A 14544-nucleotide genomic window follows, 5' to 3' on the forward strand; every position below is an offset into this window, starting at 1 on the left:
CAGTGCTGAACGATCCCCGTTTTTCTGTTGAAGTTGAGCTGACCATTCCATTTCATGATGTGGATGCCATGGGCGTTGTCTGGCACGGTAACTATTTCCGCTATTTTGAAGTCGCGCGGGAAAAGCTGCTGGGCAAATTCAACTACGGCTACCGTGAGATGAAAGCCTCTGGCTATCTGTGGCCGGTGGTTGATACGCGGGTGAAATACCGTGGAGCGCTGACTTTTGAGCAAACTGTTCGCGTGCGCGCCACTTTAGAAGAGGTGGAAAACCGCCTGCGGATTGGCTATCAGATTTTCGATACCCTCAGCGGCAAGCGTCTCACTACCGGTTACACCATTCAGGTCGCGGTGGAAGAGGGCAGTCAGGAGCTGAGTTTCGTCTCACCGCCCGTTTTATTTGAACGCCTGGGAGTGCAACCATGATCAAATTCCTGCTCGCCGGATTGATGCTGTTCAGCGCCGCCACTCAGGCGGTGACGCTGGAGGCGTTGCAGCAGCGCTTTGCCAGCCAGCCGGTTGTGCGCGCTGATTTCACCCAGCTCCGGCAGATTAAAGGTATGCCGCAACCGCTGAAATCCAGCGGTGAGCTGCTGATTGCCCGGGATAAAGGGCTGTGGTGGCATCAGGCGAAACCCTTTCCGCTGACGCTGGTGCTGGATGATAAACGGATGGTGCAGGTGATGAACGGCCAGGCGCCGCAAATCGTTACCGCAGAGACTAACCCGCAGATGTTCCAGTTCAACCATCTGTTGCGCGCCCTGTTCCAGGCGGACAGGAAAGTGCTTGAGCAAAATTTCACCCTGGATTTCCAGGATCTGGGCCAGCAGAAATGGCAGCTGATCCTGACGCCGAAAACCTCGCCGCTGGATAAGCTGTTCAACACCATCACCCTTCAGGGCGCTGACTATCTGGATGCCATACAGCTCAACGATCGTCAGGGTGACACTACCGATATCACCCTGAGCAATCAGCGCCTCACACCTGCCCGCCTGACTGACGAAGAGCAGCAACGTTTTGTTTTCTGATGCACCTAAGCGCCTGGCGCTCGGCTGGCTGGCTGTCTGTTTGCTGCTGATTGCGGCACTGGTGGCCTTACTGCCCAGAGCGACCCTCAACAGCAGCGTGCTGGCTTTACTGCCGGAGCAGACCATGGGCGATATTCCTGCCGATCTGCAACAGGGCTTTATGCAGCGGCTCGATCGTCAACTGGTCTGGCTGGTCAGTGCAGGCGATCGGCCCGATCCGCAAGTGGCGAACTGGCTGCTTCAGCAGTTGCAGGCCATGCCCTCGCTGCACTCGGTGCAGGGGCCAATGGCTGCCGATCGTCAGCAGGCTTGGGGGAAATTTGCCTGGCAGCACCGCAACGCGACGATCGATCCCGCGACCCGTGCCCGGTTACAGCAGGGAGGGCAGGCTCAGGGGGAATGGGTGTTGGGGCAGCTCTATTCTGCTTTCGCTGGCGTCAGCGGTCAGGAGTTAACGCACGATCCGTTACTGCTGGTGCGGGGTGCGCAACTGGCGATGCAGCAAAACAGCGGGCGGCTGGGACTCAGCCAGGGCTGGCTGACCACTACCGATCCGCAGGGCAGGGTCTGGTACTTCCTGCATGCTGAGCTTAAGGGCAACTCATTTGATATGCAGCAAAGCCATGCGGTGGTGGCGCAGCTTGCTGAACTGAAGGCTGAATTACATGCCAGGTATCCCGACGCGCAACTGTTGTCCCGCGGCACGGTGTATTTCAGCGATTTTGCCAGCCAGCAGGCGAAACATGATGTCTCCACGCTGGGGGTGGCGACTGTTATCGGTGTGCTGCTGCTGGTGTTCTCCGTATTCCGCTCCCCCCGTCCACTGGTGCTGTGCGCGCTTTCTGTAGGCGTTGGCGCGCTGGCTGGGATTACCGTCACGCTGCTGGTGTTCGGTGAACTGCACCTGATGACGCTGGTGATGAGCCTGAGCATTGTCGGCATCTCTGCCGACTATACGCTCTATTATCTCACCGAACGGATGGTGCATGGCGCGGAAGCCACGCCTGCACAAAGCCTGCAAAAAGTGATTCGGGCGCTGTTGCTGGCGCTTGGCACCACGGCAATTGCCTGGCTGATTATGGTGCTGGCACCGTTCCCCGGCATCCGCCAGCTGGCGGTATTTGCCGCTGTGGGATTGACGGCTTCCTGCCTGACGGTGATCTGCTGGTATCCGCTGCTGGTGAAAGGCCTGCCTGTCCGGCCAGTGCCCTTGATGCCTCTGATGGCGCGCTGGCTGGGTGGCTGGCGGCGAAACCCTGCAGTTCGCTTCGGTGTGCCGCTGCTGGTGGCAATAATCTCTCTCGCGGGCCTGGCAAAACTGCACGTCGATGATGATATTTCGCAGTTACAGACCCTGCCGCCCGCTTTGCTGGCCCAGGAAAAGCAGATTGCCGCCCTCACCGGCCAGGGTGCCGATCAGACCTGGATGGTGGTTTACGGCACGACCCCAGAGCAGACGTTGCAGCGCCTCGAAGCCCTGGCACCTGAGCTGGCGAAGGCTAAAGATGATCACTGGCTGAAAAATTATCGCCTGCTGCCGCTGGCTTCGCAGGCACAACAGCAGCGTGACCATAAGCTGTTGCAGAGTGCAGCACCAGGGGTGATGAAGGCGTTAAAAGAGGCGGGCGTTCAGGTGGCCGATCCGGATTTGTCTGCCATGACGTTGACGCCACAGCAGTGGCTGTCCAGCCCGAACAGCGAGGGCTGGCGTCTGTTGTGGCTCTCCGTTTCGGCTGGCCGCAGCGGTGTGCTGGTGCCGGTAGAAGGGGTGAGTAACAGCGCCGCTTTAGCCGGCGTGGCGGAAAAACTGCCGGGCGTGAGCTGGATTGACCGTAAGTCCACTTTTGACCAGCTGTTTGCCTTCTACCGGACGCTGCTGGGCTGGCTGCTGGCCGCCGCGCTGGTGGCAATTGCGCTGAGCTATATGGTACGGCTTGGCATGCGCCGGGGGGCAGTCAGCGTACTCCCCTCCGTTCTCTCTCTGGGAGGCGGGCTGTCAGCCCTGGCCCTCTCCGGGCATTCGCTGAACCTGTTTTCTCTGCTGGCGCTGGTGCTGGTGCTGGGGATCGGCATTAATTACACGTTGTTCTTCAGTAATCCCCGTGGCACGCCGATAACCTCTTTACTGGCGGTCACGCTGGCGATGGCCACGACCTTACTGACGCTCGGGATGCTGGTATTCAGCAGTACACAGGCTATTGCCAGCTTCGGTATTGTGCTGTGCAGCGGCATATTTACCGCTTTTCTGCTGGCACCGCTGGCCATGCCGCCCAAAAGGAAAAAAGATGAGAGTGATTGTTGCGGCCTTACTGGCTCTGCTGCTGGCCGGGTGTGCCAGCAAACCCGACAGGGCTAAGCCTGAGGCCTGGCTGAAGCCCGGCGTGAAGGTGACGTTGCCTGCACCAGGCATCGATCCTGCCTTCAATCAGCAGCAGTTACTGACCGGCACCTTTAAAGGTAAAAAGCAGTCACTGCTGGTGCTGTTAAGCGCTGATGATCAACAACTGACGCTGGCCGGGCTGTCGTCGCTGGGGATCCGGTTGTTCAGAGTGACCTACAATCAGTCCGGCATCCATACTGAGCAATCTATTGTGCTGCCGGAAATGCCTCCGGCGAGCCAGGTACTGGCTGATATTATGCTCAGCCACTGGCCGGTTGCGGCATGGCAGGGGCATTTACCCGCGGGCTGGACGTTAAAAGAGAGCGGCGATCGCCGTCAGCTGCGCGACAATAAAGGCCAGCTAATCGCTGAGATCCGCTATATGCAACGCGGATCGCAACGTGAGCCGGTCAGCATTCAGCAGTTTGCTTTCGGTTATCAGATACTTATTCAACATCTGGACTCACAATGATCTACATTTCGGCGGTTGGTATGCTCAGCGCCCTGGGCAAGGATCTCGCAGCAACGGCAGAAAATCTTGCCCGTGGAGTAGCGCCGGGTATGCGGCCTGACGAGGGCTGGCTTCTGCACGGTAAACCCTGCTGGACCGGACGGGTGGACGCAGAGTTGCCAGCCATCCCTGATTCACTGGCCGCGCACCGCAGCCGCAATAATCAGCTGCTGCTGGCCGCACTGCGCCAGATTCAGCCTCAGGTTGATGAAGCTGTCGCGAAATTTGGCCGGGAGCGCGTTGCTGTGGTGTTGGGAACCAGCACCTCAGGACTGGATGAATCGGACAAGCTGGTGAGTGGGCAGGCTGCTGGTTATCACTACTCTCAACAGGAGCTTGGCGATCCTTCCCGCTTCCTGGCTTATCATCTGGCGTTGACCGGCCCGGCTTATACTCTGTCCACCGCCTGTTCTTCCAGTGCCAGAGCGATAATCAGCGGGCAGCGATTGATAGAATCAGGCCTCGCCGATGTGGCGATTGTCGGCGGTGCCGATACCCTCAGCCGGATGCCGATCAACGGCTTTGACAGCCTGGAGTCGCTCTCTCCGGTACGCTGCGCCCCTTTCAGCAAACAGCGCGACGGCATCACTATCGGTGAAGGCGCTGCGCTGATGCTGCTGACAAAAGAGCCTCAGGCCATCGCCGTGCTGGGCACGGGAGAATCCTCAGATGCCTGGCACATGTCTGCTCCGCATCCTCAGGGCGAGGGGGCGATTCGGGCCATCACGATGGCGCTGAAACAGGCGCAGCTGCCTGCCGGTGCGCTGGGATATATCAATCTGCATGGCACCGCTACCCGGCTGAACGATCAGATTGAGGCGGACGTGGTGAACAAAATTTTTGGTAACAGCGTACCTTGCAGCTCGACCAAACATCTGACCGGCCATACGCTGGGCGCGGCCGGTATCTGTGAAGCGGCACTGAGCTGGCTGTTACTGACGCAGCCCATTTCATTGCCGCCGCAGGATTTCACCCTGGCAGAGCAGGATGATACGCTGGCAGATTGTGGGCTGTTAGTGCAGCCGCAACCTTTAACAGGTACTGCGGTGATGAGTAACTCTTTCGCCTTTGGCGGCAACAATACCTGCCTGATTTTAGGAAAGACTGATGGTTGAATACAGCACGGCGGCAGAGTATCTGCCGCATGAAGCGCCAATGGTGCTGGTGGATAAGGTGATTTCAGTCAGCGAAGAGCGCGCCTGCTGTCAGGTTAAGATAGAAGAGGGCATCTTAAGCCCGTTTCTTAACCCGCAGGGGGCGCTTCCCGCCTGGTTTGGCATTGAGATTATCGCCCAGACTATCGGTGTCTGGTCTGGCTGGCATGGCCGCCAGCTTCACGACAATAAACCTGCACCCGGAATGCTGCTGGGGGGCCGTGGATACCGCTGCAAGGCGGCTGTTTTTCCGGCCGGTGCCACGCTTGAGGTGACGGTAACGCTGCTGATGCGCGATGAGAAAATTGGCAGTTTCGAAGGGCTGATTACCCTTGATGGCGAACTTTATGCCAGCGGCAGGCTGAACACTTATCAGCCCGATCGCCATGAACTACACCAACTTTTGCAACAGGGTAATAACGGATGACGCGTTCTGTACTGGTCACAGGTGGCAGTAAAGGCATTGGCAGGGCGATAGCTCTGCGCCTTGCCACCGAAGGTTTCACCGTCGTTGTGCATTATCACAGCGACCGCGCCGGGGCAGAAGAGACCCTGAGTCAACTGCAACAGGCGGGGGGCAATGGCCGCTGTCTGGGATTTGATATTGCCAACAGAGAGCAATGTCGCACGCTGATTGAGCAGGACATTACCGATCACGGAGCCTATTACGGCGTGGTCAGCAATGCCGGGATTACGCGCGATGGTGCTTTTCCGGCTCTGAGCGAAGATGACTGGGACAGCGTTATTCATACCAATCTGGACAGTTTTTACAATGTGATCCATCCGTGCATTATGCCAATGATCGGGCTGCGTAAAGGGGGGCGTATCATTACGCTTTCTTCTGTTTCCGGGCTGATGGGCAATCGCGGGCAGGTCAATTACAGCGCGGCCAAAGCGGGGATCATTGGGGCGACCAAAGCCCTGGCGATTGAGCTGGCGAAGCGCAAAATTACCGTTAACTGTATAGCCCCGGGCCTGATTGATACCGGCATGATCCAGATGGAGCCAGTGGCAGTGGAAGAGGCGATGAAGATGATCCCGATGAAGCGCATGGGGCAGGCAGAAGAAGTGGCGGGGCTGGCGAGCTATCTGATGTCAGATATTGCCGGTTACGTGACCCGCCAGGTAATTTCGATCAACGGTGGCATGCTGTGATGCGCCGCGTAGTGGTAACCGGTATGGGCGGCGTCACTGCTTTTGGTAACAGCTGGCCGGAGATTTCGGCACGGATCAGGGCGGGCCGCAATGCGGTGCGTAAGATGCCGGAGTGGCAGGTGTACGAGGGGCTCAATACGCTGCTGGGCGCACCGGTCGATGATTTCACACTGCCGGAGCACTATACCCGAAAGCGTATCCGCTCGATGGGAAGAGTCTCGCTGATGGCCACCAGAGCCAGTGAACTGGCGCTGGAACAGGCGGGCTTGCTGGGCAATCCGGTGCTGACCAGTGGCGAAACCGGTATTGCCTACGGCTCGTCAACCGGCAGCACGGGGCCGGTCAGTGAGTTCGCCACGATGCTGACCGAAAAGCACACCAATAACATCACCGGCACCACTTATGTACAGATGATGCCGCATACGGCGGCGGTGAATGCCGGTCTGTTCTTTGGGCTGCGGGGCAGGGTAATCCCGACCTCCAGCGCCTGCACTTCCGGCAGTCAGGCTATAGGGTATGCGTGGGAAGCTATCCGTCATGGTTATCAGACGGTGATGGTGGCGGGCGGCGCAGAGGAGTTGTGTCCGTCAGAAGCCGCAGTGTTTGACACGCTGTTTGCCACCAGCCAGCGCAACGATTCGCCAGAGAGCACGCCTTCTCCCTTTGATAAAATGCGTGACGGGCTGGTGATTGGTGAAGGTGCGGGCACGCTGGTGCTGGAAGAGCTGGAGCACGCAAAGGCTCGCGGTGCCACTGTCTACGCCGAAATTGTCGGGTTTTACACTAACTGCGATGCGGCGCACATTACCCAGCCCCAGCGTGAGACCATGCAGGTCTGTATTGAAGGCGCATTGAAAATGGCCGGGCTGAGAGCGGAAGATATTGGCTATCTCAACGCGCACGGTACGGCAACGGAACGGGGAGATGTGGCGGAGAGCCAGGCCACAGCGGCCATTTTTGGCAGGCGCACGCCGATCTCATCCTTTAAAAGTTACTTCGGTCACACGCTGGGAGCCTGTGGGGCGCTGGAAGCCTGGCTGAGCATCGAGATGATGCGGGAAGGGTGGTTTGCGCCGACGCTGAATCTGACTGAGCCTTCTGAAGAGTGTGGCGAGCTGGATTACATCATGCATCAGCCGCGCGAAATAACCACGGATTACGTCCAGTCCAATAATTTTGCTTTTGGCGGCATCAATACTTCGTTGATATTCCGTCGCTGGAAGGATCAGGCGTAAATTTGTCGTAAAGGTCAGCTCCCTGTCGGTGCTGACCTCTGTCAGGCGGTGCTGCCGGATCCGCAGGGATTACCAGCCCAGTCTCAGTTCTGTCATCATCCGATCGCGCCCTCATACTTAACCTCTCTTTAATAGTCCGCTATCTGAACTATAACTGTCTGAATTTTACCCGCCTGTACCAAAATAGTCTTGAGTTCTGCTGGCTACATTTTCAGCTTGCAATTAAGATTCTTCTGACGATAATCGCAAGCCGAATAATAACTATTATCACTCGCATTAATTGTCAGGGAATCGTAATGGCCTCTCTCTCTTCATCACACGCTCGTTTCAGATTAACTCTGCTGGCTGCAGTTATAGGTTCGGTGACTTCCCCAGCCTTTGCCGCAGAGAGCACTAAAAAAAGCCCGGCAACCGACGACACTATGACGGTAGTGGCAAAACCGGATGACAATTTTAAGGCTGGCGGCGATCAACTGGTGCCAGCTTATCTGGATGGTCAGATAGCGAATGGTGGACGCCTGGGGATGTTGGGCGAGCAGGAAGCTAAAAACGTTCCTTTCAACGTGATCGGCTATACCGCCAAAATGATCCAGGATCAGCAGGCCACCACGCTGAAAGATGTCGTTGCCAACGACGCTTCCGTGCAGAATGTTCAGGGTTATGGCAACTTTGCGGAAACTTACCGTATCCGTGGGTTTGATCTGGATGGCGATGATATGACGCTGGGTGGTCTGCCTGGCGTGATGCCACGTCAGGTTGTCTCCACCCAGATGATTGACCGTGTGGAAGTGTTCAAAGGTTCGAATGCGCTGATCAACGGTTCAGCCTCTTCTGGCGTGGGTGGGATGATTAATCTCGAACCCAAACATGCTGACGATACCCCTCTGACGCGCATTGGCGTGGATTACACCTCTTCATCACAGGTGGGGACTACGCTGGATGCCGGTCGTCGTTTTGGCGATGAGAATCAGTGGGGGGCCAGGGTAAACCTGCTGCACCGCGAAGGGGAAACGGCGGTGGATAATGAAAAACGCCGGACCACTGTCGCCTCTGTGGGACTGGATTATCGCGGTGACAATCTGCGGACGTCGCTGGATCTGGGCTACCAGAAACAGGCTTATCATGGCGGACGTCTGGGGGTGAACATCAGCGGCGTGGACTTCATTCCTGAAGTGCCCCGTGCCACCAGCAACTACAGTCAGGACTGGGTTTACAGCGATCTGGAAAGCGAATTTGGCATGGCCAGAGCGGAATATGATATCGCGCCGGACTGGACGCTGTACGGCGCAATGGGCGGACAGCACTCGCATGAAACGGGGGCTTACGCCTCGCCAAAGCTCACTGATGCAGAGGGGGCTGCCACCATTGGGCGCATGGACACCAATAAAATTGTCGATGCCTTTAGCGGCCAGGCTGGCGTTCGGGGCAAATTTGACACCGGCGTGGTGAGCCACAGTGTGAACCTGGGCTATGCTGCGCAAACTAAGCGTGAAAAAACCTCCTATGGCATGGCGCTGACCTCATCGGCTACCAATATCTACGACACCACTGCTGTTGCAGCACCTGAAAATACCTACTTTGGTGGCGATCTGGATGACCCGCGTCCCACCAGCCGCATCCGTACCGAGGGGCTGCTGCTTTCCGATACGCTGGGCTTTGTGGATGACAAAATTTTACTGACCGTGGGTGCCCGTCATCAGAAAGTCGTGGTGCGTAACTATGCCTACGGCACGGCAGCCGAAGATACCGATGCCCGCTTCACCAAATCCCGCTGGACGCCGGGCTACGGCCTGGTGGTCAAACCCTGGGAGACTGTCTCTTTCTATGCCAATCACATTGAGGCATTACAGCCTGGCGAAACGGCCTCTACGGGCGCGCTGAACGTAGGGCAGGTCACGGGCATTTCCCTTTCCAAACAGAATGAAGTGGGCATGAAAGTAGATTACGGCAACGTCGGCGGTACGCTGGCGCTGTTTGAAATCAAAAAGCCTACCGGCATCATCAATCAGCAAACCGGCATGTTTGGTCTGAATGGCGAGCAGCGCAACCGGGGAGTGGAACTGAACATCTTTGGTGAACCTGTCTACGGCCTGCGTCTGAACGGCAGTGCGACCTGGCTGGATGCGAAGATGAGCAAAACCGAAAACGGGACTTACGATGGTAAAGACGCGATTGGCGTGGCGAATTTTTATAGCGTGCTGAGTGCGGAATATGACATCAAGCCGGTGGATGGGCTGACAGCTACCGCTCGCCTTACGCACTCTGGTTCACAGTATGCTGACCAGGCTAACACCAAAAAACTCGACAGTTACACCACGCTCGATCTGGGTATGCGTTACCGCATGAAAGTGCAGCAGAACGATCTGACCTGGCGGCTGGCGGTGGAGAACGTCACCAATGAGAAATACTGGTCGGGGGTGGAAAGCTATGGCACTTACATCTATCAGGGCGATCCGCGAGAGTTGAAACTCTCCCTCTCTTACGATTTCTAATCCGGACGGCCCGTGCTGAGCTGCCAGGGATGGCGCTTTTGGCGTCTTTGTGAAAGGCACAGGCTCCCTGAGCCTGCACTTTGTTTTTAAATTCAGGCGGGCCACTTATGTGGTCCGTTTTAATATCGGAAACAGAATAAAAATCAGCGGGTTTAGCTTAAGTAAACGGATGTGGAAAGATCAGCTTACAGTGGAGTGATACAGAAGATCTTTAAATGCGACTGACCATTTTACCAGGGCATTACTGTGCTATAGTATAGTCCTTCTGCCACCCGTGGCAGAAAGCATGACAGGGAAGCGTCAAAGCATAATAAAGAAGATAAAAATGAACTCACACCCTGAAAACGATTACCCCAAAGAACCCCGTCTTCCCCTTGATGACGCGCAGTTTGCTATTGTGGTGCTGGCTCTGACGTCGTTCACGCTGATAGGCTTTGTGCTTTCAGTAACGCTGTGGATGACCTGACAGTTATCCCTTCTGCTTCAACTTGATTATCTGGCTCCTGATCTCCAGCGCGTAGGGCTCATAAATCGTCCGGTTACCGTTGGCATCCGGCAAACCAAACAGGCCGCCGGGAGAGCGCCGATCGTCGGCCCAGGAGGGGTAATCCACCGCCGGGAACAGCGAAATGCCCTCTACGGCCACGCCCTTGTCCATCGCTACACCCACCTGCTCAGCCACCCCTTTTAACCAGGGAATACGCATCTCGCCTTCTGCACCGGTTTCGGCAATCAGCAGTGGCCGTTGATAGCGCTGCCAGACTTCGGCAAGCTGAGACGAGAGAGGGCGGTATTCAGGCTGATGGGCCGCAAGCGGCTCGCCATCAACAAACCACTGGTTATCCGGGTAATAAGTCAGCCCTATGATATCCAGCAGCGACGGATCGCCACCCAGTTCCGGGTTAAGACGGCCACCCAGCATATCCCAGGCTTCAAACTGCGCCTCATGCTGAGCGCGCGCTTCCTGGCGGCTGGCTGGATACTCCGCGTGCCCCGCGACATTGACTAAAGGATCGGTCAGCACAAACCTCGCCTCTGGCAGCACCTCACGAATGGCATGCATGGCCGCTACCGAGGCCCTTACCAGCTGCTGTTTTAACTCGCGGCCACGGCCTGTGACGTTGGGATTAAAAAACGCCACGTCCGCCCCGGCCCATGACCAGAATGAAATCTGGTTCATCGGGGTGAAGAAGGGGGCCGTCTCTCCTTCATCACGCATCAGGGTGGCGGCAGCCCTGGCAAAGGCGGTAAAGCGGTCAACAAAAGCTGGCTGCCAGATATCCAGCCCGTCCGGCCAGCCAAAATGGGCCAGCTCCCAGATCATCTCCATCCCCTGATTTTTTGCCGCCTGCAACATCGGCAGAAAAGTTGACCAGTCATACTCGCCGGGCGTTTTCTCAATCAGATACCAGCGTGCGCCATCCCGGGCGGTGAGTATCCGTTCCTGCGCCAGTTGGCTATAATCTCTCTCCAGCAGAATATCGTGCCCGCTGTTGATCACCAGATCCAGCCGCTTGCCTGCTCCACGACAGGCAGTAGAGCAGGCAAAACTGCCCTGATAAAAACTTCTGAACAACTGGGGGGTGTGCCGCATCACCGGGTTGTCCGGCGTTTCGCTGTTCATGGGATCTTCCTCATCGCAAAGAGTCGAACGCGTTGGGCTAAGTTTAGACTAATTGCTCATGCCGGCCGCATTCAGAACAGTCGCATGACAATCTGACCCGACTGGACTGATAATGCATCCGGTAGCCTCTTTTCTTCGAACTAAGGATCAAGAATGGCCGAAGCCTTTACCCCGGAACCTGAAGAGCCGGCCTTTACACAGAACCGTCTGACCCGCGCCGTATCACCACTGGTGCAAAACCATCCCGACCACAGCGGCATTCATCCGCTGGAAGATGGTCTGGATGCTTTTGCCGCCCGTTATCTGCTGATGACAATGGCGGAGCACAGCCTCGATATTCAGTACTACATCTGGCAGAACGATATGTCTGGCCGGTTGCTGTTCAGCGCGGTACTGCAGGCAGCACGGCGAGGTGTAAAGGTGCGCCTGCTGCTTGATGACAACAACACCATGGGGCTGGATGAGACGCTGAGCCAGCTTAGCGCGCATCCCAATATTGAAATACGTCTGTTTAATCCCTTTTCGTTCCGGACCCTGCGAGCGCTGGGCTACCTCACCGACTTTGCGCGACTCAACCGGCGGATGCACAACAAAAGCTTTACCGTGGATGGTCTGGTCACCATCGTCGGCGGAAGGAACGTTGGCGATGAGTATTTTGGCGCGGGAGAAGAGCCGCTGTTTTCCGATCTGGATGTCCTCGCCCTCGGCCCGGTGGTCGATGAGGTAACCAGAGACTTTGACCGCTACTGGATAAGCCGGGCGGTGGAGCCCTTCACTAAAGTGGTGGAAGCGGATGAAGCCCTGGCGGATTCCGCCGTCTCACTGCCGGAAGCCTGGCACAGTAATCCCCAGGTAAAACGCTATCTCGAACGTATTCATGCCTCATCCTTTGTGAATCAGCTTGAAGCTGGCGATCTGCCGCTGGTATGGGCAAAAACCCGCCTGCTGAGTGACGATCCCCGCAAAGGTCTGGGCCGGGCCAGAGCCGGTTCCTTACTACCCCAGCGTATGCTGGAGGTGATAGGCAGGCCGCAGTCGCAGTTTGATATCATTTCCGCCTATTTTGTCCCCACGCGAGCCGGGGTGGCGCAGCTGCTGTCGCTGGTGAGGAAAGGGGTTAAAATCGCTATTCTGACCAACTCACTGGCGGCGAATGATGTCTCAATTGTGCATGCTGGTTATGCCAAGTGGCGGAAAAAACTGTTGCGGCACGGCATCACTCTTTATGAACTGAAACCCCATAACGATACCCGCGAAACGCCACACGACAGAGGCCTGACCGGTAATTCTGGCTCCAGTTTGCATGCTAAAACCTTCAGTGTGGATAACGAAAAAGTGTTTATTGGCTCTTTTAACTTTGATCCGCGCTCGGCAATGCTCAACACGGAAATGGGCTTCGTTATTGAGAGTGAATCTCTGGCCACCACCATCCACCAACGCTTTGTTAAACATATTCAGGAGCGCGCCTGGACGCTGCGTCTGGATAAATGGGGCAGGGTAAACTGGATTGAGTATCCGGGAGAGGGTGAAAAGGAGATTGTTCACAAACATGAACCCCGCACCCGCTTTATGCAACGTCTGCTGGTTCGTCTGGTCTGGCGACTGCCGATTGAATGGTTACTCTAGGGTAAAAACCGCCCGCTCAGCAATCTGAGCGGGCAGATATTCAGCTCTTACGCTGCGTTTTACCGGAGAAGAGGAAGCGCAGGAGAGGGATCCGCAGATGGATCTCGTAGAGAATAAAGGCGATACCAAATACAAACATCAGGCCGGTAAAGAAGCCCAAAGTATCATTGCTGATTTTTGGCACCAGAAAAATCCCGAAGAGAATGGTCAGAGGATGGTGCACCAGATAGATAAACAGCGAGGCATTAACCAGATAAGTGACGCGCGGAGAGTGTGAGTTAAGCAGACGATGTCCCAGCGAGAACACCACGTTCACCATCCACAGCCCCATCATCATCGACACCACGGCATCAATCTCATACAGCCAGCCTTCGCCTTTGCTCCAGGTCTGATTGGCCACATAGGCGATAAACGCCAGCACCGACCCAATGAATGTCCAGGGAACGGGCTTGATAAACAGCGCTTTAATTGCCGGATATTTCCATGACATTGCGCCCAGTACGAAAAACGGCAGATAGAACAGAGACTGCATCACGGCATAATTAAACAGGCCATCGCTAAGCACTTCCGGAGCAAAAATAAACAACAGACGGCGAACGGCTCCCCAGCCAAGGCTGCAAAGCAGAATAGCGAAGGTTAATTTAAACCAGGTCAGTTCGGAATAATCTGTTTTTGATCCCTTGCCGTCACGCAGCCACTTAAATACCCAAAAGCCAGCAGCCGTGAGCACGACCAGGACCAGAAGGAACCATAAATGAGAAATCAGATCCCAGGAAAGGGCATTAAATTTTTGATAGAAACTGAAGGTGTGCCAGTCACCGATTTTATTGGTCCAGGCTTTTATCATAAAGAACTGCGGTACGGTGAGCAGCGGAATCGCTGCCAGCATAGGAATACCTACCCTTTCCACCCTGACCTTAAGCCAGTGCTGAGAGTTATAGCGCAGATAAAGCATGTAAGAAAAGTAGCCGGAAATGACAAAAAACACCTGCATACGGAAGGCGTGAATGAAATCATTAAACAGCGTCAGCCATTCTGAAGGTGCCGGGCTGTTTACCGCCCAGGGCTGTGTGGAATAAATCAGGGAAACGTGGAAGGGAACGCCCAACAACATTAAATAGGCCCTGATTGAATCAAAAAAATACTCTCGTTCCTGTGTTTTGGTCGTCATATTCATCCAGTATTCAACACGTTATTACCTTGGCTCGCCCTGAGCCACGCTAAAGCTTTGCGCTCACTGTAAGTGAGAAATCACAAGGTTACTATCAGGGTAATCTGGATCGGCTAAACGCTTGAGAAACAGGCGCTAAGCGGCCTCATTACTGAGAACTAAATCACGG

The 14544-nt window shown here is 55.8% G+C and carries 13 protein-coding genes; 11 read left to right on the forward strand and 2 right to left on the reverse strand.

Annotation, left to right across the window (positions count from 1 at the left end):
• Positions 1–2: 2 nt before the first annotated feature.
• From VRC33_RS08510 to VRC33_RS08555, 10 genes are all read left to right on the forward strand, one after another.
• Positions 3–425 (forward strand): thioesterase family protein, encoded by a 423-nt coding sequence (locus VRC33_RS08510; protein ID WP_338562798.1) that lies wholly within the window; start codon positions 3–5, stop codon positions 423–425.
• On the forward strand, positions 422–1027 hold the full coding sequence (locus tag VRC33_RS08515; RefSeq protein ID WP_338562799.1) for an outer membrane lipoprotein carrier protein LolA: 606 nt from the start codon (positions 422–424) through the stop codon (positions 1025–1027). Before VRC33_RS08510 ends, VRC33_RS08515 begins: the two co-directional genes overlap by 4 nt.
• The gene (locus VRC33_RS08520) at positions 1017–3383 is read left to right on the forward strand and encodes an MMPL family transporter (protein ID WP_338576970.1); all 2367 of its coding nucleotides are present in this window, start codon (positions 1017–1019) and stop codon (positions 3381–3383) included. Before VRC33_RS08515 ends, VRC33_RS08520 begins: the two co-directional genes overlap by 11 nt.
• On the forward strand, positions 3313–3879 hold the full coding sequence (locus VRC33_RS08525) for a DUF3261 domain-containing protein (RefSeq protein ID WP_338562800.1): 567 nt from the start codon (positions 3313–3315) through the stop codon (positions 3877–3879). Before VRC33_RS08520 ends, VRC33_RS08525 begins: the two co-directional genes overlap by 71 nt.
• Positions 3876–5033 (forward strand): beta-ketoacyl-[acyl-carrier-protein] synthase family protein, encoded by a 1158-nt coding sequence (locus VRC33_RS08530; protein ID WP_338562801.1) that lies wholly within the window; start codon positions 3876–3878, stop codon positions 5031–5033. The genes VRC33_RS08525 and VRC33_RS08530 overlap by 4 nt, the downstream gene beginning before the upstream one ends.
• Positions 5026–5499, forward strand: coding sequence for a hotdog family protein (locus VRC33_RS08535; RefSeq protein ID WP_338562803.1), 474 nt, complete (start codon positions 5026–5028; stop codon positions 5497–5499). Before VRC33_RS08530 ends, VRC33_RS08535 begins: the two co-directional genes overlap by 8 nt.
• Complete coding sequence (locus VRC33_RS08540; protein ID WP_338562804.1) at positions 5496–6227, forward strand: 3-ketoacyl-ACP reductase FabG2; 732 nt, start codon at positions 5496–5498, stop codon at positions 6225–6227. The genes VRC33_RS08535 and VRC33_RS08540 overlap by 4 nt, the downstream gene beginning before the upstream one ends.
• A complete protein-coding gene (locus VRC33_RS08545) occupies positions 6227–7462 on the forward strand; it encodes a beta-ketoacyl-ACP synthase (RefSeq protein ID WP_338564178.1) in 1236 nt (411 codons plus the stop codon). The genes VRC33_RS08540 and VRC33_RS08545 overlap by 1 nt, the downstream gene beginning before the upstream one ends.
• Positions 7463–7758: 296 nt before the next feature.
• Positions 7759–9954 (forward strand): TonB-dependent siderophore receptor, encoded by a 2196-nt coding sequence (locus VRC33_RS08550; RefSeq protein WP_338562805.1) that lies wholly within the window; start codon positions 7759–7761, stop codon positions 9952–9954.
• Between the two features lie 325 nt (positions 9955–10279).
• Positions 10280–10420, forward strand: coding sequence for a hypothetical protein (locus VRC33_RS08555; RefSeq protein WP_338562806.1), 141 nt, complete (start codon positions 10280–10282; stop codon positions 10418–10420).
• 3 nt (positions 10421–10423) lie between these two features.
• On the opposite strand, the gene VRC33_RS08560 is transcribed toward VRC33_RS08555, so the two are convergent.
• Positions 10424–11578, reverse strand: coding sequence for a beta-glucosidase (locus VRC33_RS08560; RefSeq protein WP_338562807.1), 1155 nt, complete (start codon positions 11576–11578; stop codon positions 10424–10426).
• Positions 11579–11731: 153 nt separating this feature from the next.
• Between VRC33_RS08560 and VRC33_RS08565 the strand changes: the two genes are divergently transcribed.
• Positions 11732–13204 (forward strand): phospholipase D family protein, encoded by a 1473-nt coding sequence (locus VRC33_RS08565; protein WP_338562808.1) that lies wholly within the window; start codon positions 11732–11734, stop codon positions 13202–13204.
• A gap of 40 nt (positions 13205–13244) precedes the next feature.
• On the opposite strand, the gene mdoC is transcribed toward VRC33_RS08565, so the two are convergent.
• Entirely contained in the window at positions 13245–14375 is a 1131-nt protein-coding gene (gene mdoC, locus VRC33_RS08570) for a glucans biosynthesis protein MdoC (RefSeq protein WP_338562811.1), read from the reverse strand.
• Positions 14376–14544 lie beyond the last annotated feature (169 nt).

The sequence above is a fragment of the Erwinia sp. E_sp_B01_1 genome (assembly GCF_036865545.1).
GTDB lineage: Bacteria > Pseudomonadota > Gammaproteobacteria > Enterobacterales > Enterobacteriaceae > Erwinia.

Coding starts and splice junctions, on each gene's coding strand:
- VRC33_RS08515 (WP_338562799.1), top strand. CDS start 422: ATGATCAAATTCCTGCTCGCCGGATTGATGCTGTTCAGCGCCGCCACT.
- VRC33_RS08525 (WP_338562800.1), top strand. CDS start 3,313: ATGAGAGTGATTGTTGCGGCCTTACTGGCTCTGCTGCTGGCCGGGTGT.
- VRC33_RS08530 (WP_338562801.1), top strand. CDS start 3,876: ATGATCTACATTTCGGCGGTTGGTATGCTCAGCGCCCTGGGCAAGGAT.
- VRC33_RS08535 (WP_338562803.1), top strand. CDS start 5,026: ATGGTTGAATACAGCACGGCGGCAGAGTATCTGCCGCATGAAGCGCCA.
- VRC33_RS08540 (WP_338562804.1), top strand. CDS start 5,496: ATGACGCGTTCTGTACTGGTCACAGGTGGCAGTAAAGGCATTGGCAGG.
- VRC33_RS08545 (WP_338564178.1), top strand. CDS start 6,227: ATGCGCCGCGTAGTGGTAACCGGTATGGGCGGCGTCACTGCTTTTGGT.
- VRC33_RS08550 (WP_338562805.1), top strand. CDS start 7,759: ATGGCCTCTCTCTCTTCATCACACGCTCGTTTCAGATTAACTCTGCTG.
- VRC33_RS08555 (WP_338562806.1), top strand. CDS start 10,280: ATGAACTCACACCCTGAAAACGATTACCCCAAAGAACCCCGTCTTCCC.
- VRC33_RS08560 (WP_338562807.1), bottom strand. CDS start 11,578: ATGAACAGCGAAACGCCGGACAACCCGGTGATGCGGCACACCCCCCAG.
- VRC33_RS08565 (WP_338562808.1), top strand. CDS start 11,732: ATGGCCGAAGCCTTTACCCCGGAACCTGAAGAGCCGGCCTTTACACAG.
- mdoC (WP_338562811.1), bottom strand. CDS start 14,375: ATGACGACCAAAACACAGGAACGAGAGTATTTTTTTGATTCAATCAGG.